Below are 18,197 nucleotides of genomic sequence, written 5' to 3' on the forward strand. Positions count from 1 at the left end.
CCTGTTCGGGAGAGTTGATAAAGGGCCGTATGGTATTGCGGTATTGCCGCTGGATTTGGCATATGCATCCAACCGACCCTTCTTTGGCGCGGCCGCGCGACGCCCCGTACACTGCCTTTCGTTGTCTGTTGAGGAGAAACGCACCCATGAAAAACCAGAACCGATTCCGCCCGGCACTGATCGCCGCCGCCTCCCTGGTCGCCCTGGCCGCCGCAGCGCCGGCCTTCGCGGGCAAGACGCTCGATGCGGTCAAGCAGCGCGGCACCGTCAAGTGCGGCGTGACCAACGGCGTGGCCGGCTTCTCCGCGCCGGACACCCAGGGCAACTGGTCGGGCCTGGACGTCGACACCTGCCGCGCCATCGCGGCGGCCGTGCTCGGCGATGCGAAGAAGGTCGACTTCGTGCCCCTCAATTCGCAGCAGCGCTTCTCGGCCCTGCAGGCCGGCGAGATCGACATCCTCGCGCGCAACACCACCTGGACGCTCACGCGCGACGCCTCGCTCGGCTTCAACTTCACCACCATCACCTACTACGACGGCCAGGGTTTCCTGGTGCCGAAGAAGCTGAAGGTGACGAGCGCCAAGCAACTCAAGAACGCCACCATCTGCACGCAGTCGGGCACGACCAACGAGAAGAACGTTTCCGACTACTTCCGCGCGCAGAACATCCCGGTGAAGACGGTCGTCTTCGAGAGCTTCGAGGCCTCCTTCAAGGCCTTCTTCTCGGGCCGCTGCCAGGCCTTCACGACCGACGCCTCGGCGCTCGCGGGCCTGCGCAACAAGGAAGCGCCGAACCCCGACGACTACGTCATCCTGCCCGAGCTGATCTCCAAGGAGCCGCTCGCGCCGCTGGTGCGCCGCGGCGACGACGAATGGTTCGCCATTGCCAAGTGGGTGCCCAACGCGCTCATCGAGGCCGAGGAGGCCGGCGTCACGCAGGCCAACGCCGACGCGCTCAAGGCGAGCAGCAAGGACCCGGCGCAGCAACGCCTGGTCGGCACCGGCGAAGACCTGGGCAAGCTGCTGGGCCTGGACAAGGACTGGTCGTTCCGCGCGATCAAGGCCGTGGGCAACTACGGTGAGGTGTTCGAGCGCAACGTCGGGCCGAAGTCGGTGCTCAAGCTGCCGCGTGGCTCCAACAACCTGTGGAGCAAGGGCGGTCTCATCTACGCACCACCTGTGCGATGAGCCGTGAGGGCGCCTCGCGCCGTGGCGCCTGGCTGGCCTGGACCGTCCAGGCGCTGCTGGTGCTGGCCGTCGTGGCCGGCGCCTTCTGGGTGGTGCACCACGCGCTCGAGGTGCTGCGCGCACGCGGCGTTCGCTCCGGCTTCGACTTTCTCACCGAGCCCGCGGGCTTCTCGATCAGCGAGGGCTGGCTCGATTTCGACGCCAGCCAGCCGTTCTGGCGCGCCTTCCTCGCAGGCCTGATCAACACGGTGCGGGCGGCGGTTCCTGCTGCGATCTTCTCGGTCGTCCTCGGCACGCTGATCGGCATCGGCCGGCTCGCGCCGCATGTGCTGCTGCGCGGCATCTGCACCGCCTACGTCGAGCTGCTGCGCAACGTGCCGCTGCTGGTGCAACTGCTGATGCTGGCCTTCGCGATGGCCAACCTGCTGCCCGACCCGACCGAGCCGGTGCGCCTCTTGCCGGGCGTGTGGCTCAGCAAGGGCGGGCTCAGCGTGCCGTGGCCCGTGGCGGGCGAGGGCGGCTGGTGGCCCACGCATTTCGAGTGGCCCGAGCGCGGCGATTTCGGCGTGAGCGGCGGCGCGGCGCTGAGCCCCGAATACGTGACCATCGTCGCGGGCCTGTCGTTCTATTCGGCCGCGTTCGTCGCGGAGATCGTGCGTGCCGGCATCCTATCGGTCTCGCAGGGGCAGGTGCTGGCCGGGCAGGCGCTGGGCCTGTCGTCGGTGCAGCAGCTGCGCATCGTGATCCTGCCGCAGGCGCTGCGGGTGATCGTGCCTTCGCTCACCAACCAGCTGCTCAGCCTCGTGAAGAATTCGTCGCTCGCGGTGGCCGTGGGCTATCCGGAGCTGGTGTCGGTCGCCAACACCACCATCGGCTCGAACGGCCGCGCCTTCGAGTGCATCGCGATCATCATGGCGGTGTACCTGCTGCTGTCGCTCGCGATCTCCTTTGGCATGAACCGCTACAACGCGCGCGTCGCATTGCGGGGGTGGCGATGAGGAATGTCGCGCAAGGCCCGATCGCCTGGCGCCGCGAACTCTGGGGTTCGCCGCTGCGCGCGCTGGCGACGGTGCTGCTGATCGCGGTGCTCGCGTGGATCGGCTTTCACATCGTCGACTGGGCCGTGGTGCACGCGGTGTTCCGCGCCGATGCCGATGCCTGCCGCGCGGTGCAGCACGGCGCCTGCTGGGGCGTCGTGGCCGAGAAGTGGCGGCCGATGCTGTTCGGGCGCTTTCCTTATGAAGAGCAATGGCGCCCTGCCGTCGCGGTGGTCGTGCTGTCCGCCGTCACCGTGCTGAGCGCCTGGCCGCGCAGCTGGCGCTGGTGGCTGGTGCCGCTCTGGGTCGTCGCGCTGCTGCTGTTCGTGCTGCTGATGCGCGGCGGCGTCATGGGCTTGAACCATGTACCGACGAGCCGCTGGGGCGGCTTGCCGCTGACCATCGGGCTCGCGGTCGTGGGACTGGCGCTGGCTTTTCCGCTCGCACTGCTGCTCGCGCTGGGCCGCCGTTCGGGCTGGCCGGTGGTCCGCACGCTGAGCGCGAGCTACATCGAGCTGGTGCGCGGCGTGCCGCTGATCTCGGTGCTGTTCATGGCGTCGTTCCTGCTGCCGCTGCTGTGGCCGGCGGGCTGGCAGCCGGACGTGCTGGTGCGCGTGCTCGCGGGCCTCACGCTGTTCGTCGCGGCCTATCTGGCCGAGATCATCCGCGGCGGCCTGCAGGCCGTGCCGCGAGGGCAGACCGAGGTGGCGATGGCGCTGGGCTTCGGCCGCTGGCCGGTGCAGCGCGACATCGTGCTGCCGCAGGCCCTGCGCCTGGTCGTGCCGGCGCTCACCAACAGCGTGGTCGGCACGCTGAAGGACACCTCGCTCGTCACCGTCGTGGGCCTCTTCGAGCTGACCGGCGCGCTGGGCCTCGCGCTCGGCGGCGACCCGGTCTGGCGGCCGTTCTACCTGGAGGGCTATCTCTTCATCGCGGCCGTGTACTGGGTGCTGTGCTTCGGGCTCTCGCGCTACAGCGTGTGGCTGGAGCGCAGGCTCGCGAGCGCGCCGACCTGAGCGGCGCCGGCGCGGCGTCAAGGCTTGGCGCGCGGCACCAGTTCGGGGTAGCCGGTCGCCGGATCGTGCCCCCGGGCGAAGCGCCATTCGGGCAGCCACGCGATCAGGATTTCGGCGGTGGTGCGCACCGTGCAGCCCGGCGCGACATGGCCGCCGCGCACCTGGCCCGCCGCATCCGACACGCTGATGTGCAAATGAGCGCCGTCCGGCGAAAGCGTGCCGGACAGCGTGAGGATTTCAAGATCGCCTTCGAGCACTGCAGCGCTTTCCACCCCGGCATACCGGATGCGCGCGCCGCGGAGGCTGCCGATGCCAGAGACCACGAAAGCCGCTTCGGCGCCACGCTGCTTCAGCGCCGCGTCGAGCGCGCCGCGCAGGTCATCACCCGGATTCAATCGCAGCGCGTGGGCTTCCATGGCCGGCTGCTTTGGCTTCAGCTCGACAGCGCCTTGTCCACCAGCTGCTGCGCCTCTTCGAGGATGCGCGCGAGGTGCTCCGCACCCTTGAAGCTCTCGCCGTACACCTTGTAGATGTTCTCCGTGCCCGAGGGGCGTGCCGCGAACCAGCCGTTGGCGGTGACGACCTTCACGCCGCCGATGGCCGCGCCATTGCCGGGCGCATGGCTCAGCACGGCCTCGATCTTGTCGCCCGCCAGCTCGGTCGAACTGACCTGCTGCGGCGAGAGGTTCGACAACTTCTTTTTCTGCTCGACCGTCGCCGCCGCATCCACGCGGTCGGACACCGGCTGCCCGAGCGCCTGCGTCAGTTCTGCATAGCGCTCGCCGGGGTCGCGCCCGGTGCGCGCGGCGATCTCGGCCGAGAGCAGGGCGGGCACCATGCCGTCCTTGTCGGTGGTCCATGCCGAGCCGTCGTGGCGCAGGAAGGTCGCGCCAGCGCTTTCCTCGCCGCCGAAGCCGAGCGACCCTTCGACCAGGCCGTCGACGAACCACTTGAAGCCCACCGGCACTTCGTAGAGCTTGCGCCCGAGCCGCGCCGTGACGCGGTCGATCATCTGGCTGCTCACCACCGTCTTGCCGACGGCCGCAGCCGCCGGCCATTGCGGGCGGTGCGTGTAGAGGTAGTCGATCATCACCGCGAGGTAGCTGTTCGGCTGCATCAGGCCCGCGCTGCGCGTGACCACGCCGTGGCGGTCGTGGTCGGTGTCGCAGGCGAAGGCAATGCCGAAGCGGTCCTTCAGCGCGATCAGCTTGTGCATCGCGTCGGGCGACGACGGGTCCATGCGGATGCGGCCGTCCCAGTCGAGTGACATGAAGCGGAAGGTCGGGTCGACCTCCTGGTTCAGCACCGTGAGGCGCTGCAGCTTGTAGCGCTCGGCAATGGCCGGCCAGTAGTGCACGCCGGCGCCGCCGAGCGGATCGACGCCCAGGTCGATCTGCACGCCGCGGATCGCGTCCATGTCGAGCACCTGCGCGAGGTCTTCGACGTAGGTGTTCAGGTAGTCGTGCCGGTGCGTGGTGGAGGCTTTCAGCGCCTGCGCGAGCGGCATGCGCTTCACGCCTTGGAGCTGGTTCGCCAGCATCTTGTTGGCGGCCGCTTCGACGGCGGAGGTGATGTCGGTGCCGGCCGGGCCGCCGTTCGGCGGGTTGTACTTGAAGCCGCCGCTCTCGGGCGGGTTGTGCGAGGGCGTGATGACGATGCCGTCGGCCAGGCCCGTGGTGCGGCCGCGGTTGTAGACCAGGATCGCGTGCGAGACGGCCGGCGTCGGCGTGTACTCGTCGTCCTTCGAGAGCATCAGCTCGACGCCGTTGGCGGCCAGCACTTCGACCGCGCTGTTGAAGGCCGGCGTGGAAAGGGCATGCGTGTCGATGCCGAGGAACAGCGGGCCGTCGATGCCCTTCTGCTTGCGGTAATCGCAGATGGCCTGGCTGATCGCCAGCACGTGCCATTCGTTGAACGCGTCGTCGAACGACGAGCCGCGGTGGCCCGAGGTGCCGAAGGCCACGCGCTGCGCGGGCACCGACGGATCGGGCCGGCCCGTGTAGTACGCCGAGATCAGGCGCGGCACGTTCACCAGCAGTTCGAGGGGCGCGGGTTGGCCCGCGAGGGGATTGGTTTTTTGACTCATTTCTTGGGTGGCCAGTCGTCGAGTTGAATGAGGTCGCCGATGCGTTCGATGGTGAGGTCGGCGGGCGCGTAGGCGGCAATGGCCTGCGCATCGAGCGCGTAGTGGCCTTGCCGCACGAAGACGGTGGTGAGCCGCGGCCCCCAGATCGCCTTCATGGCCGAGAGCAGGCGCAGCTTGTCGTCCACCATCACGTAGTGCGCCGCGGGGTGGCACTCCTCGATGGTGTCGAGCATCTGCTCCTTGTGCACGTAGATCAGCACGCGGCCCTCGACCGCGTCCCACAGGCCCGAGCGCTGCACCTTGCGCGGCTGGAACACCACGTCGCCGTCGGACAGGATCACCGTGGGGCCGTGGCGGCGCAGATGCTTCAGTGCCTCGAGCGCACCGGGATACAGGCGGTCGGCGAAGGGATAGTCGATGAGAAAGCCCGACATCAGCAGCAGCCGCGAATCGCTCATGCCGCGCTTGCTTTCCTCGGCCCGGTAGCGCTGCAATGCGCCCAGGTAATCGACGTAGCCGAGTTCGTTGCGCAGTGTCTCGAAGGCGGCCCAGTAGCGGTTGGCGCTCTCGGTGCCGAAGGCTTGCGCGAGGTGGGCGCGCAGGTCGCCGACGACGCCGTCGTTGTCGAGCAGGGTGTTGTCGACGTCGACCAGGAAAACGGTGTCAGGGTGCTGTGTCATGAGGGGGCGCCCATTGAGCAGGAGTTGGCCGGAGCTGCATGCATCGGTTTCAGGATACGCCATCGAAAAGGCAGCACCGATACCCTTCGTGAATTAGTTGATGCTTTGCGTATCGCTGGCTTAACCTGTGCGCGGCGTGTCGTTTTTGGCGACTAAGCTTCCACCCAGTTTCAAGGAGCAAGAAAGTATGCGCATGAAGAATGGTCGAAGCTGGTTGTGCCTGTCGGCGGTGGCCCTGATGCTTGCGGGCTGCGCGGCCCCGCCGAAGGACCGCCCGCTGACCTCCGAGGTGCCCGAGCCGCCGAGCTTCGCGCCGCCGCCCGAAGCCTGCCAGGCCGCGGCCGTGCGCTTCGGGCTCGGGTTGCAGGCGAGCCAGGCGTTGCTGCAGGAAATGATGCAGCGCGCGGGCGCCAAGACGGCCCGCACCGTGCCGTCGACGGAAACGGCGAGCCCCGCGCAAGACGCCACTCGCCTGAACCTGCAGGTCGAGCCCACCGGCCGCATCGTCGGCGCCTACTGCGGCTGAAACCGCGGATCGGGTCAGGAGGCCAGCGCTTCCATCAGTTCGGTCTCGATCGCGAGCTGCGTCTTCTGGCCCTGGAGCTCGGGGCCGCTGATGAGGAAGGTGTCTTCCACGCGCTCGCCCAGGGTCGTGACCTTGGCGAGCTGCAGGTTGAGGTGATGGCGCGCCAGCACCCGCGCCACCGAATACAGGAGACCCGCGCGGTCGCTCGCCGAGATGTTGAGCAGCCAGCGCTGCGCCTTGTCGTCGGGCAGGAGGCTGATGCGCGGCTTGATCGGAAAACTGCGCACCCGGCGCGACACCCGCCCCATGCTCGGCGGGGGCAGGGCGCCCGCTTCGGTGAGCGTTTGCGCGAGGCCCGACTCGACCATGCTGATGAGGTCGCGGTAATGGTCCGGCAGGAAGGTGGTCACGACCTGGAAGGTGTCCAGCGCGTAGCCATTGCTCGTGGTGTGCACCTTGGCATCCAGGATGCTGAACGACGACTGGTCGAAGTAGCCGCAGATGCGCGCGAACAGGTCGGGCTGGTCGGGCGTGTAGACCACCACCTGCAGGCCTTCGCCCACCGGCGAGAGGTGCGCGCGCACGATGGGCGGCGCCTTCGGGTCGACCGGCACGTTCGGCGGCGGCACGAAGCGCGAGAGCTGCTTGGCGTGCCAGGCGATTTCGGTGGCGTCGTGGCGCATGAAATAGCCGACGTCCAGCGTGTCCCACAGCGCCTTGTGCGCCTCGAAGCGCTGGGCGTGCAGGGCCAGCTGCACCAGCGCCTCGCGCTTGCGCGATTCGACCTCGGCGTCCGGGTCGGGCATGCGGCCGCCCAGGGCGCGCAGCGTGTAGCGGTACAGGTCTTCGAGCAGCTTGCCTTTCCACGCATTCCACACGCGCGGCGAGGTGCCGCGGATGTCGGCGATGGTCAGCAGGTACAGGGCGGTGAGGTAGCGCTCGTTGCCCACGCGCTTGGCGAAGGCGCCGATCACCTCGGGGTCGCTCAGGTCCTGCTTCTGGGCCACCTGGCTCATCACCAGATGCTCGGCCACGAGGAATTCGATGAGCCTGGAATCTTCGCGCGCGATGCCGTGCTGCTTGCAGAAGCGCTGCACGTCGCGCGCGCCGAGCGTGGAGTGGTCGCCGCCGCGGCCCTTGGCGATGTCGTGGAAGAGAGCGGCCACGTACAGGATCCACGGCTTGTCCCAGCCGGCTGCGAGCTGCGAGCAGAACGGGTATTCGTGCGCATGCTCGGCGATGAAGAAGCGCCGCACGTTGCGCAGCACCATCAGGATGTGCTGGTCCACCGTGTACACGTGGAACAGGTCGTGCTGCATCTGCCCCACGATGCTGCGGAACACGCGCAGGTACCGCCCCAGCACCGAGGTCTGGTTCATCAGCCGGAAGGCATGCGTGATGCCGTAGGGCTGCAGCAGGATCCGCATGAAGGTCTCGTGGTTGACCGGGTCGTTGCGGAACTTGCTGTCCATCACGTGGCGCGCGTTGTAGAGCGCGCGCAGCGTGCGCGCCGACAGGCCCTTCACGCCGATGGTCTTCTGGTAGAGCAGGAAGGTCTCGAGCACCGCATGCGGCTCGCGCTCATAGAGGTCGTCGCTCGCGATCTCGATGAGGCCGGCGCGCTCGTAGAAGCGCTCGTTGATCGGCGTGTGCTGCTCGTCGCTCGGCTGCAGCCGCTCGGAGATGTTGAGCAGCAGGATCTGGTTGAGCTGCGACACCGCCTTGGCGGCCCAGTAGTAGCGCCGCATGAGCGCTTCGCTGGACTTGCGCTGCGATTCGCTTTCGTAGCCGAAGCTGGCGGCCACGGCGGTCTGCAGGTCGAACACGAGGCGGTCTTCGCGCCGGTTGGCGATCACGTGCAGGCGGGCGCGAATGAGCGAGAGCAGCGCCTCGTTGCGCTTGATCTGCTGCGCCTCGAAGGAGGTGGCCAGGCCGTTCTTGGCCAGGTCGTCCCAGCGGCTGCCGTAGCCGGCCGCCTTGGTCATCCAGAGAATGGTCTGCAGGTCGCGCAGGCCGCCCGGCGATTCCTTGCAGTTGGGCTCCAGCGCGTAGGGCGTGTTGTCGAATTTCTGGTGGCGGTGCCGCATCTCCTGCGACTTGGCCACGAAGAAGGCCTGCGGATCGATGGCGCGCGTGAAGCGGCGGCGAAAGGCGACGAAGAGCTTCTTGTTGCCCGCGATCAGCCGCGCCTCGAGCAGCGAGGTCTGGACGGTGACGTCTTTCTCGGCCTCGGCCAGGCACTCGTCCACGGTGCGCACGCTGGAGCCGATTTCCAGGCCCGCGTCCCAGCAGTGGCCGATGAAGGCCTCGATGCGGGCCGGATCGATCTCGCTCTCGTGGCCTTCGGGCGGCAGCAGCAGAAGCACGTCGACGTCGGAATACGGAAACAGCTCGCCGCGCCCGAAACCGCCGACAGCCGCCAGCGTGAGCGAATCGCCGAAATTGGCTTCATGCCACAGGCTGCACAGCGTCTGGTCGGCCAGCGCCGAGAGCTGGCGCAGCACCGTGTGCACGCTGCGGGTGGGGGCGCGCGCAAAGCGCAGGGTGTCGAAGAGGGCGAGCTTCTTCGCGCGATAGGCTTCGCGCAGCGTCGCCACGTCGATCTTGGCTGCTTCGATCACGGCCGGGGAGCGCGCTCGGGGCGCGTCAGGTCTTGGTCGAAGTGACGAAGGAGGGCAGCGGCGGGCTGCCTTCCGACAGGGTCAGCACCTCGTAGCCGGTCTCGGTGACCAGCACCGTGTGCTCCCACTGGGCCGACAGCGAGTGGTCGCGCGTGACGATGGTCCAGCCGTCGTACTGGCCGCCCTTGAAGTCTTCCTTCACGTCGCGCTTGCCGGCGTTGATCATCGGCTCGATGGTGAAGATCATGCCGGGCTTGAGCTCTTCCATGGTGCCCGGGCGGCCGTAGTGCAGCACCTGGGGCTCCTCGTGAAAGCGCTGGCCCACGCCGTGCCCGCAGAACTCGCGCACGATCGAGAAGCCCTGGCCTTCGGCGAACTTCTGGATCGCATGGCCCACGTCGCCCAGGTGGGCGCCGGGGCGCACCTGCAGGATGCCGTGCCACATGGCCTCGAAGGTGATGCTGCACAGGCGCTTGGCGGCGATGGAGGCGTCGCCGATCACGAACATGCGGCTGTTGTCGCCGAACCAGCCGTCCTTGATGACGGTGACGTCGACATTCATGATGTCGCCCTTCTTCAGGGGCTTGTCGTTCGGGATGCCGTGGCACACCACGTGGTTCACCGAGGTGCAGAGCGACTTGGGGAACGGGACGCTGCTGGCGCCCATGTAGCCCACCGTGGCCGAGGTGGTGCCCTGCTTGACCATGTATTCGGCGGCCAGCCGGTCCACGTCGTTGGTCGTGATGCCGGGCTTGATGAAGGGCGTGAGGTAGTCCAGCACCTCGGAGCCGAGGCGGCAGGCGACGCGCATGGCTTCGATGCCTGCAGCGTCTTTGTAGGTAATGCTCATGCCGGAATTATCCCATCCACCAAGCTAAAATTCCGGGTTAACGCGGATGCCCCCAGTCAGCGGCCATCCGCCTCGATTCTTGATCTCCAACGCGGCCCCCGAGGCCCCACATCGACCGTGACGCAGCCCGCACCTCAAGCCCTTCCCGTCGTAACCCTGTTCGAGGGCGGCAGCGCGCTCAGCGATTTCCGCGCGCGGCAGCTGCTGCCCAAGCTGCAAGCCATCGAGCCGCGCATCGAGGGCATTTCGGCCCGTTTCGTGCACCTGGTGGTCACCGACGCCGCACTCGACGCGGCCGGCCGCGACCGCTTCGCCGCGCTTTTGACCTACGGCGAGCCCTTCGAGGCGCCGGCCAAGGCGGGCACCTCGGTGGTCGTCACGCCGCGCCTGGGCACCGTCTCGCCCTGGGCCTCCAAGGCCACCGACATCGCCCACAACTGCGGCCTGGCGCTGCGCCGGGTCGAACGCGTCACGCAATATCACCTCAAGCTCAAGGCGCCGCTGATCGGCAAGGCGCCCGTCATCGAGGGCGACACGCTCGCTGGAGTGGCCGGCCCGCTGCACGACCGCATGACCGAATCGGTGCTCGCCACCGTCGAGCAGGCGGCCAGCCTCTTCAGCGAACTGCCGGCCCAGCCGATGGCGCAGGTCGATGTGCAAAAGGGCGGCCGCGAGGCGCTGGTGGCCGCCAACACGGGCTTCGGCCTGGCACTGGCCGAGGACGAGATCGACTACCTCGTCGAAGCCTTCACGCGCCTCGGGCGCAACCCCAGCGACGTCGAACTGATGATGTTCGCGCAGGCCAACAGCGAGCACTGCCGCCACAAGATCTTCAACGCCCAGTTCACCATCGACGGCAAGGCGCAGCCCCAGAGCCTGTTCTCGATGATCCGCCACACCGAGAAGCAAAACCCGCAGCACACGGTGATCGCCTATGCGGACAACGCCTCGGTGATGGAAGGCGCGACCATCGAGCGCTTCATTCCGGCCGACGGCTCGCAGAGCTATCAAAAAGAGAGCACCCTGAGCCATGTGCTGATGAAGGTCGAGACGCACAACCACCCGACCGCGATTTCGCCGTTCCCCGGCGCCTCGACCGGCGCGGGCGGCGAGATCCGCGACGAAGGCGCCACCGGCCGCGGCTCCAAGCCCAAGGCGGGGCTGACCGGCTTCACGGTGTCGAAGCTCTGGCCGGAAGAAGGCCACTACGGCAAGCCCGAGCACATCGCCAGCCCGCTGCAGATCATGACCGAGGGGCCGCTGGGCGGCGCCGCGTTCAACAACGAATTCGGCCGGCCCAACCTGCTGGGCTACTTCCGCGAATACGAGCAAGCGGTCGCGAGCGACCTCGACACCGTGCAGCGCGGCTACCACAAGCCCATCATGATCGCGGGCGGCCTGGGCAGCATCGACGCCACGCAGACCAAGAAGATCCAATTCCCGGCCGGCTCGTTGCTGATCCAGCTGGGCGGCCCCGGGATGCGCATCGGCATGGGCGGCAGCGCCGCCAGCTCGATGGCCACCGGCGCCAATGCGGCCGAGCTCGACTTCGACTCGGTGCAGCGCGGCAACCCCGAAATCGAGCGCCGCGCGCAGGAGGTCATCAACCACTGCTGGCAGCAGGGCGCGGCCAACCCGATCCTTGCGATCCACGACGTGGGCGCGGGCGGCCTGAGCAATGCCTTCCCCGAGCTGACCAACGACGCCGGCCGCGGCGCACGCTTCGACCTGCGCGCGGTGCCGCTCGAGGAGTCGGGCATGGCGCCCAAGGAAATCTGGTGCAACGAAAGCCAGGAGCGCTACGTGCTGGCCATCGCGCCGGAATCGCTCGCGCAGTTCAAGGCCTTCTGCGAGCGCGAGCGCTGCCCGTTCTCGGTGGTCGGCGTGGCGACCGAAGAACGCCAGCTGCTGGTGGCCGATGAAGGCGCCGCGGTGCAGCCGGTGGATATGCCGATGGACGTGCTGCTCGGCAAGCCGCCCAAGATGCACCGCGACGTGAAGACCGTCGCACGCACCTTCAAGCCGCTCGACCTCACGGGCGTCGATCTGCAGAAGGCGGCCATCGAGGTGCTCGCGCATCCGACCGTGGCCTCCAAGCGCTTCCTCATCACCATCGGCGACCGCACCGTGGGCGGCATGAGCCACCGCGACCAGATGGTCGGCCCGTGGCAGGTGCCCGTGGCCGATTGCGCCGTGACGCTGGCCGACTACAAGGGCTTTGCCGGCGAGGCCATGAGCATGGGCGAGCGCACGCCGCTGGCCGCGCTCGATGCGCCGGCCTCGGGCCGCATGGCCGTGGCCGAGGCCATCACCAACCTGCTGGCCGCGCCGATCGAACTCTCGCGCGTCAAGCTCTCGGCCAACTGGATGGCCGCCTGCGGGGAGCCCGGCGAAGATGCCGCGCTGTACGAGACCGTCAAGGCCGTGGGCCTGGAACTGTGTCCGGCGCTGGGCGTGTCTATTCCGGTCGGCAAGGATTCGCTGTCGATGCGCACGCAGTGGAAGGACGGCGACGAGGCCAAGAAGGTCACCTCGCCCGTGAGCCTGATCGTCACCGCCTTCGCGTCGCTGGCCGACGTGCGCGGCACGCTCACGCCGCAGCTGGATGCCGAAGAAGCCGACACCACGCTCGTGCTGATCGACCTGGGCCGTGGCCAGCACCGGATGGCCGGCAGCATCCTTTCGCAGACGCTCGGCCAGAGCGGCGACACGGTGCCCGACCTGGACGACCCGGCGCAACTGGTCGCGCTGGTCAACGCCGTGAACGCCCTGCGCGCAGACGGCAAGATCCTCGCGATGCACGACCGCAGCGACGGCGGCCTGTTCGCCACCGCCTGCGAAATGGCCTTCGCCGGCCACGTCGGCGTGGCGCTCAACGTGGACATGCTGGTCACCGAAGGCGACGGCATCTCCGACAGCCGCATGGAAACCGGCGACGCCAAGAACTGGGCGCAGCAGGTGAGCGCGCGGCGCGAGGAGCTCACGCTCAAGGCGCTGTTCAACGAAGAACTCGGCATGGTGCTGCAGGTGCGCACGGCCGAGCGCAACGACGTGATGCAGGTGCTGCGCGCGCACGGCCTGAGCGCACACAGCCATTTCGTCGGCAAGACGCGCCCGGCCAGCTCGACCATGGATGCGGGCAAGGGCAAGCTCGAAGTCTGGCGCGATGCCAAGTCGGTGTTCAGCGCCTCGCTGCACGACCTGCATCAGGTCTGGGACTCGGTCAGCTGGAAGATCGCCCGCGAGCGCGACAACCCGGTCTGCGCCGACGCCGAGCACGCGGCGGCCGGCGAGCCCTCGGACCCGGGCGTGCATGTGTTTTTGCCGAACGCTCAGCCTGCGGCGCCGGCCATCCTGCAATCGCGCCCCAAGGTCGCGATCCTGCGGGAGCAGGGCGTCAACTCGCATGTCGAGATGGCTTATGCGTTCACCGAGGCGGGCTTCGAGGCCTACGACGTGCACATGACCGACCTGCAGACGGGCAGGGCGGACTTGGCCAATTTCAAGGGCGTGGTCGCCTGCGGCGGCTTCAGCTACGGCGACACGCTGGGCGCGGGCATCGGCTGGGCGCGCAGCATCACCTTCAACCCGAAGCTGGCCGCACAGTTCAAGGCCTTCTTCGGCCGCGAAGACACCTTCGGCCTCGGCGTATGCAACGGCTGCCAGATGTTCGCCGAGCTGGCCGACATCATTCCCGGCGCCGAAGCCTGGCCGCGCTTCACCACCAACCAGAGCGAGCGCTTCGAGGCGCGCCTGTCGATGGTCGAGGTGCTCGAATCGCCGAGCCTCTTCTTCGCAGGCATGGCCGGCAGCCGCCTGCCGATCGCGGTGGCGCACGGCGAGGGCTATGCGAACTTCAAGCATCGCGGCGACGCGGCCAAGGCCATCGCGGCGATGCGCTTCGTGGACAACCACGGCAACGCGACCGAGCAGTACCCGTTCAACCCGAACGGCAGCGCAGGCGGCTTGACCTCGGTGACGACGCCGGACGGCCGCTTCACCGCCGTGATGCCGCACCCCGAGCGCGTGTTCCGCAACATCCAGATGAGCTGGACGCCGGGCGACCGGAGCGAACTGAGCCCCTGGATGCAGATCTGGCGCAACGCGCGCCGCTGGGTGGGCTGACCCGGCCCACGGCCCATGCTGGACCTCGATCACCCGCAAAGCCGGCATGTGCTGGAGGCGGCGCGCATCGAGGACCTGGTCCGCAAGCTGCTCCTCGCATGGCGCGAGGATGCAGCCGTCGCTCCGCCGGCGCGCACGCAGATCCTGCAGACGCTGATCCCGCAGCTCGAAGCGCTCAATGCCGCGCACTTCGGCGCCTCGAAAAAGATCTACCGCACGCTCGACGCGTTGGGCCGCGCAGTGCAGGGCGCCGATGCCGACAAGGCGTGGCAGGCATTCACGGCGCTGGATGGGCCGGGCGACAACTTCGGCACCTGGGCCATCTAGAAAAGAGAAAAGACGCCCATGAAAAAAGCGGCCCATGGGCCGCTTTTTCTCTGGCTGGATCGACTTACTCGACTTTGGCCTTCGCGCGCAGTTCTTCCTGGTACTTCTGCAGGCGCTGTTGTTGCAGCTGCTGCGTGACCTGCGGCTTCACTTCTTCCAGCTTCGGCAGTTGCGCCTGGCGGATGTCGTCCACGCGGATGATGTGATAGCCGAACTGCGTCTTGATGGGCGCGGGGGTGGTCTCGCCCTTCTTGAGCTTGATCATCGCTTCGGAGAACTCGGGCACGAAGTTCGCCGGGTTGGCCCAGTCCAGGTCGCCGCCGTTGGCGCCCGATCCCGGGTCCTTGCTCTGCTTCTTGGCGATGTCTTCGAACTTGCCGCCCTTCTTCAGGTCGGCCAGGATCTTCTTGGCCTGGTCTTCGGTCTCCACCAAGATGTGGCGGGCCTTGTATTCCTTGCCGCCATTGGCCGCGACGAACTTGTCGTACTCGGCCTTCACGTCGGCGTCGGAGATCGGGTTGGTCTTGCGGTAGTTGTCGAACAGCGCGCGGATCAGGATGGCCTGGCGGGCGAGCTCGAGCTGGTTCTTGTAGTCCTCGTTGGCATCGAGGCCTTGCTTTTGCGCTTCCTGCATGAACACTTCGCGGGCCACGATTTCTTCGCGCAGCTGGCTTTGCATCTCGGGCGTCACCGGGCGGCCCGCGGCGGCCAGTTGCTGGGCCAGGACGTCCATGCGGGCCTTGGGCACCGGCTTGCCGTTCACGATGGCTGCGTTCTGCGCCAGAGCCGCCATGGGAATGGCACCGATCAGCGCTGCGGCCGCTACGGCCTGCAAGATGTGTTTTTTCATGGAATGAATATCAGGCTGGAGAGGAAATGCGCGTGTAGGAAAAGGCGCGTGAAGGAAAGCGGAGAGAGGCGAACAAGAAGGGGAGAGGAACGACGGCTGGGGCATCGCGGCGAAGGCCGCGTGCAACCCCATTCAACCAGTACGGACGACTCAGAGCACCTCGATGGCGATGGCGTGCAGACCCTGTGCGATAAAAACCTGGAGGGCATCATACACAAGCCGATGCCGCGCCACGCGGGGCTTGCCGTCGAACTTCGGGGAGGCGATGCGGACCCGGAAATGGGTGCCGTAACCCTCTGCATTGGCGCCTGCGTGACCGGCGTGCGCGGCGCTTTCGTCGATCACTTCGAGCTGCGTGGGGGCCAGCGCCTCGCGCAGCGCCGCTTCGAGCGCGGCCACGGTCGGAAGGGGAATGGTCGTGCTCGTCATGCGGTCGGCTTGTCTTCTTTCAGGTGCGGCGCGATGTACAGGCCCTGCGCCACCAGGAAGACGATCGGGAACACATAGCCCCAGAGCTTGAAGTTGACCCAGGCTTCGGTGGTGAAGTACGCCGCCACGTAGCCGTTGATGAGCGCCATGAAGAGGCAGTAGCCGATCCACGCCACGTTCAGGCGGCCCCAGATGCGGTCGGGCAGTTCCAGCTGCGAGCCCAGCAGCATCTTCAGGAAGTTCTTCTTCAGCGCCCAGAGCGCCACGGCCAGCGCGATCGCCATCGCGCCGTAGAGCACGGTGGGCTTCCACTTGATGAAGCGGTCGTCGTGCAGCACCAGCGTGAGCGTGCCGAACAGGAGGATCAGCACCAGCGTGGCCTTCTGCATCGCCTGGAGCTTGCGCTCCATCGCATAGATGATGGCCATCTGCACCACCGTGGCGGCCATCAGCACGCCGGTGGCGGTGTAGATGTCGCCGAGCTTGTAGGCGCCGAAGAACAGCAGGATCGGGAAGAAGTCGAGGATCAGTTTCATTTTTTCTGGAAATCGAGCGACGCCGAGTTCATGCAGTAGCGCAGGCCCGTTTCGGTGGGGCCGTCGAGGAACACGTGGCCCAGGTGGGCGCCGCAATTGGCGCAGACATTCTCGGTGCGCACCATGCCGTGCGAGCGGTCGACGATGTTCCTGATGGCGCCGGGCACCGCTTCTTCCGAGAAGCTGGGCCAGCCGCAGCCGGCGTCGAACTTGGTGCCCGACTCGAACAGCTTGGCGCCGCAGCACACGCAGTGGTAGGTGCCGTCGTCCCAGTGCGCTTCGTACTTGCCGGTGAAGGGGCGCTCGGTGGCGGCGTGGCGGGTCACCTCGAAGGCGGCCGGCTCGGCGCCTTTTTCAGCGAGGAGGGCCTTCCATTCGGCGTCGGTTTTTTCAACAGGAGTGGTCATGATGAGCAGCTGATTTCAATCGTGGAAGCCCAGTCGGGCGGGAAGCCGGCGTACGCGTCGGCGCCGGGATGTTCTTCACATGGGGTTTGGAGCAGCGTGAGCAAGGTTGCCACACCCGAGAAGTCCTTTTGCGCAGCCGCTTCGATGGCTTGCTGGCCCAGGTGGTTCCGCAGCACGTATTTCGGGTTCGATCGAAGCATCAACCTCCCGGCATCGGCCCGCACCGACTGCGCGTGGCGCTCTGAAAATGAGAGCAACCAGGCATCGAAGCCGGCGCGGTCCAGGAACAGGTCACGCACCGGTTCGGCATTGCGGTCGGCCATGTACTGCGAGAGGCGGCGCCAGAAGATCGTGTAGTCGACCTTGCCCGCGGCCAGCAGCTTGAGCACGCCTTCGATCAGCGCGCGGTCGCTCTCGGCCGCATCCGCCAGCCCGAGCTTGGCGCGCATGCGGGCCTCGAAGGCGTTCGGGAACACCGTCTTGTACGACTCCAGCGCGGCGACGGCGACTTCCTGGTCGCCGATCAGCGGCAGCAGCGCCTGCGCGAGACAAAAGAGGTTCCAGTACGCCACGTTCGGCTGCTGGTTGAAGGCGTAGCGGCCGCTGGTGTCGCTGTGGTTGCAGATGTGGCGCGGATCGAAGCCGTCGAGGAACTGGAACGGCCCGTAGTCGATGGTGAGCCCGAGGATGCTCATGTTGTCGGTGTTCATCACCCCATGGCAGAAGCCCACGGCCTGCCACTGCGCGAGCAGGGCGGCGGTGCGCTCGCTCACGGCTTCCAGAAACGCGGCGTACGCGTTGCCGTGGAAGCGCTCGGTGGTGCGGCAGGCCGGGTAGTAGCGGTCGATGACGTAGTCGGCGAGGGCGCGAAGTTCGTCTTCGCGCTGGTTGGCGGCGAAGTGCTCGAAATGGCCGAAGCGGATGAAGCTGGGCGCCACGCGGGCCACGACGGCGGCGCTCTCGGGCGCTTCGCGGTACACGCGGGCGTCGGAGCCGGTCACGCTGAGCGCGCGGGTGGTCGGAATGCCCAAGCCGTGCATGGCCTCGCTGCACAGGAATTCGCGGATGCTGGAGCGCAGCACCGAGCGGCCGTCGCCGCCGCGCGAGTAGGGCGTGCGGCCCGCGCCCTTGAGCTGCACCTCGAGCCCGCCTTCGGTCTCGCCCAGCATGATCGCCCGCCCGTCGCCGAGCTGGCCGGCCCACACGCCGAACTGGTGCCCGCTGTAGACGGTGGCAAAAGGATTGGTGCCGGCAATCGGCAGGCTGCCGGTCAGCGCCGCGAGCGTGGTGTCCGATTGCCGCCAATCGGCCGGCAACCCCAGCTCGCGCGCCACCGATTCGCTGTGGCCCACCCAGTACGGGTCGGGCAGGGGCGTGGGTCGCAGGTGGGTGAGAAAGGCGGGGCCGAGGGCCGCGAAACCGGGTTTCCAGCGCAATCCCAGGTCCGCGACGTCCGTGTCTTCAGCAAGCAGGCTCATGCGTCGATTGTCCGGCACCGGGCGTAACCCCTTGCCGCGCGG

At 67.5% G+C, this 18,197-nt stretch carries 16 protein-coding genes; 6 read left to right on the forward strand and 10 right to left on the reverse strand.

Translation table 11 applies throughout. From position 1 onward, the window contains the following. The first annotated feature begins 146 nt into the window (after nt 1–146). Genes ACZYRS_RS16895 through ACZYRS_RS16905 form a run of 3 tightly spaced genes read left to right on the forward strand, consistent with a single transcriptional unit; the run spans nt 147 to nt 3,240 of the window. On the forward strand, nt 147–1,187 hold the full coding sequence (locus ACZYRS_RS16895; RefSeq protein ID WP_463420159.1) for an amino acid ABC transporter substrate-binding protein: 1,041 nt from the start codon (nt 147–149) through the stop codon (nt 1,185–1,187). Continuing rightward, nucleotides 1,184–2,185: an amino acid ABC transporter permease gene (locus ACZYRS_RS16900; protein WP_463420160.1), complete on the forward strand. Its 1,002-nt coding sequence runs from the start codon at nt 1,184–1,186 to the stop codon at nt 2,183–2,185. The genes ACZYRS_RS16895 and ACZYRS_RS16900 overlap by 4 nt, the downstream gene beginning before the upstream one ends. Continuing rightward, a complete protein-coding gene (locus tag ACZYRS_RS16905; protein WP_463420161.1) occupies nt 2,182–3,240 on the forward strand; it encodes an amino acid ABC transporter permease in 1,059 nt (352 codons plus the stop codon). The genes ACZYRS_RS16900 and ACZYRS_RS16905 overlap by 4 nt, the downstream gene beginning before the upstream one ends. Nucleotides 3,241–3,257: 17 nt before the next feature. Here the strand turns inward: ACZYRS_RS16905 and ACZYRS_RS16910 are convergent, their stop codons facing one another. Genes ACZYRS_RS16910 through ACZYRS_RS16920 form a run of 3 tightly spaced genes read right to left on the reverse strand, consistent with a single transcriptional unit; the run spans nt 3,258 to nt 6,006 of the window. Further along, on the reverse strand, nt 3,258–3,656 hold the full coding sequence (locus ACZYRS_RS16910; protein WP_463420162.1) for a PPC domain-containing DNA-binding protein: 399 nt from the start codon (nt 3,654–3,656) through the stop codon (nt 3,258–3,260). Nucleotides 3,657–3,673: 17 nt separating this feature from the next. Continuing rightward, complete coding sequence (gene pgm / locus ACZYRS_RS16915; protein ID WP_463420163.1) at nt 3,674–5,326, reverse strand: phosphoglucomutase (alpha-D-glucose-1,6-bisphosphate-dependent); 1,653 nt, start codon at nt 5,324–5,326, stop codon at nt 3,674–3,676. Further along, a complete protein-coding gene (locus tag ACZYRS_RS16920; protein ID WP_463420164.1) occupies nt 5,323–6,006 on the reverse strand; it encodes an HAD family hydrolase in 684 nt (227 codons plus the stop codon). Before ACZYRS_RS16920 ends, pgm begins: the two co-directional genes overlap by 4 nt. A gap of 193 nt (nt 6,007–6,199) precedes the next feature. Here ACZYRS_RS16920 and ACZYRS_RS16925 point away from each other — a divergent pair, with 193 nt between their 5' ends. Next, nucleotides 6,200–6,532 (forward strand): hypothetical protein, encoded by a 333-nt coding sequence (locus ACZYRS_RS16925; RefSeq protein ID WP_233102033.1) that lies wholly within the window; start codon nt 6,200–6,202, stop codon nt 6,530–6,532. 14 nt (nt 6,533–6,546) lie between these two features. Here ACZYRS_RS16925 and ACZYRS_RS16930 read toward each other — a convergent pair whose 3' ends face one another. Beyond that, complete coding sequence (locus ACZYRS_RS16930; protein WP_463420165.1) at nt 6,547–9,153, reverse strand: [protein-PII] uridylyltransferase; 2,607 nt, start codon at nt 9,151–9,153, stop codon at nt 6,547–6,549. A gap of 25 nt (nt 9,154–9,178) precedes the next feature. Continuing rightward, nucleotides 9,179–10,003: a type I methionyl aminopeptidase gene (gene map / locus ACZYRS_RS16935; protein WP_198788538.1), complete on the reverse strand. Its 825-nt coding sequence runs from the start codon at nt 10,001–10,003 to the stop codon at nt 9,179–9,181. Between the two features lie 117 nt (nt 10,004–10,120). Between map and purL the strand changes: the two genes are divergently transcribed. Both purL and ACZYRS_RS16945 read left to right on the forward strand, forming a co-directional pair. Then, nucleotides 10,121–14,128 (forward strand): phosphoribosylformylglycinamidine synthase, encoded by a 4,008-nt coding sequence (gene purL, locus ACZYRS_RS16940; protein ID WP_463420166.1) that lies wholly within the window; start codon nt 10,121–10,123, stop codon nt 14,126–14,128. A 15-nt stretch (nt 14,129–14,143) separates the two neighbouring features. After that, a complete protein-coding gene (locus ACZYRS_RS16945; RefSeq protein ID WP_463420167.1) occupies nt 14,144–14,455 on the forward strand; it encodes a hypothetical protein in 312 nt (103 codons plus the stop codon). 64 nt (nt 14,456–14,519) lie between these two features. Here ACZYRS_RS16945 and ACZYRS_RS16950 read toward each other — a convergent pair whose 3' ends face one another. The 5 genes from ACZYRS_RS16950 to ACZYRS_RS16970 form a co-directional block, all read right to left on the reverse strand. Next, complete coding sequence (locus ACZYRS_RS16950; RefSeq protein WP_198788541.1) at nt 14,520–15,305, reverse strand: peptidylprolyl isomerase; 786 nt, start codon at nt 15,303–15,305, stop codon at nt 14,520–14,522. A 150-nt stretch (nt 15,306–15,455) separates the two neighbouring features. Further along, nucleotides 15,456–15,734: a BolA family protein gene (locus tag ACZYRS_RS16955; RefSeq protein WP_463420168.1), complete on the reverse strand. Its 279-nt coding sequence runs from the start codon at nt 15,732–15,734 to the stop codon at nt 15,456–15,458. Then, a complete protein-coding gene (locus ACZYRS_RS16960) occupies nt 15,731–16,270 on the reverse strand; it encodes a septation protein A (RefSeq protein WP_093432924.1) in 540 nt (179 codons plus the stop codon). Before ACZYRS_RS16960 ends, ACZYRS_RS16955 begins: the two co-directional genes overlap by 4 nt. Then, nucleotides 16,267–16,677 carry a peptide-methionine (R)-S-oxide reductase MsrB gene (gene msrB, locus ACZYRS_RS16965; protein WP_463420169.1) on the reverse strand — a complete coding sequence of 137 codons (411 nt, stop codon included), beginning with the start codon at nt 16,675–16,677 and terminating at the stop codon, nt 16,267–16,269. Before msrB ends, ACZYRS_RS16960 begins: the two co-directional genes overlap by 4 nt. Further along, a complete protein-coding gene (locus ACZYRS_RS16970) occupies nt 16,674–18,155 on the reverse strand; it encodes a protein adenylyltransferase SelO (RefSeq protein WP_463420170.1) in 1,482 nt (493 codons plus the stop codon). The genes msrB and ACZYRS_RS16970 overlap by 4 nt, the downstream gene beginning before the upstream one ends. Between the last annotated feature and the right edge of the window lie 42 nt (nt 18,156–18,197).

Source organism: Variovorax sp. AC194 (assembly GCF_979257995.1).

Bases quoted from the DNA above. Each gene is read 5' to 3' on its own strand.
- ACZYRS_RS16895 (WP_463420159.1), top strand. From the start codon at position 147: ATGAAAAACCAGAACCGATTCCGCCCGGCACTGATCGCCGCCGCCTCC.
- ACZYRS_RS16900 (WP_463420160.1), top strand. From the start codon at position 1,184: ATGAGCCGTGAGGGCGCCTCGCGCCGTGGCGCCTGGCTGGCCTGGACC.
- ACZYRS_RS16905 (WP_463420161.1), top strand. From the start codon at position 2,182: ATGAGGAATGTCGCGCAAGGCCCGATCGCCTGGCGCCGCGAACTCTGG.
- ACZYRS_RS16910 (WP_463420162.1), bottom strand. From the start codon at position 3,656: ATGGAAGCCCACGCGCTGCGATTGAATCCGGGTGATGACCTGCGCGGC.
- pgm (WP_463420163.1), bottom strand. From the start codon at position 5,326: ATGAGTCAAAAAACCAATCCCCTCGCGGGCCAACCCGCGCCCCTCGAA.
- ACZYRS_RS16920 (WP_463420164.1), bottom strand. From the start codon at position 6,006: ATGACACAGCACCCTGACACCGTTTTCCTGGTCGACGTCGACAACACC.
- ACZYRS_RS16925 (WP_233102033.1), top strand. From the start codon at position 6,200: ATGAAGAATGGTCGAAGCTGGTTGTGCCTGTCGGCGGTGGCCCTGATG.
- map (WP_198788538.1), bottom strand. From the start codon at position 10,003: ATGAGCATTACCTACAAAGACGCTGCAGGCATCGAAGCCATGCGCGTC.
- ACZYRS_RS16945 (WP_463420167.1), top strand. From the start codon at position 14,144: ATGCTGGACCTCGATCACCCGCAAAGCCGGCATGTGCTGGAGGCGGCG.
- ACZYRS_RS16950 (WP_198788541.1), bottom strand. From the start codon at position 15,305: ATGAAAAAACACATCTTGCAGGCCGTAGCGGCCGCAGCGCTGATCGGT.
- ACZYRS_RS16955 (WP_463420168.1), bottom strand. From the start codon at position 15,734: ATGACGAGCACGACCATTCCCCTTCCGACCGTGGCCGCGCTCGAAGCG.
- ACZYRS_RS16960 (WP_093432924.1), bottom strand. From the start codon at position 16,270: ATGAAACTGATCCTCGACTTCTTCCCGATCCTGCTGTTCTTCGGCGCC.
- msrB (WP_463420169.1), bottom strand. From the start codon at position 16,677: ATGACCACTCCTGTTGAAAAAACCGACGCCGAATGGAAGGCCCTCCTC.
- ACZYRS_RS16970 (WP_463420170.1), bottom strand. From the start codon at position 18,155: ATGAGCCTGCTTGCTGAAGACACGGACGTCGCGGACCTGGGATTGCGC.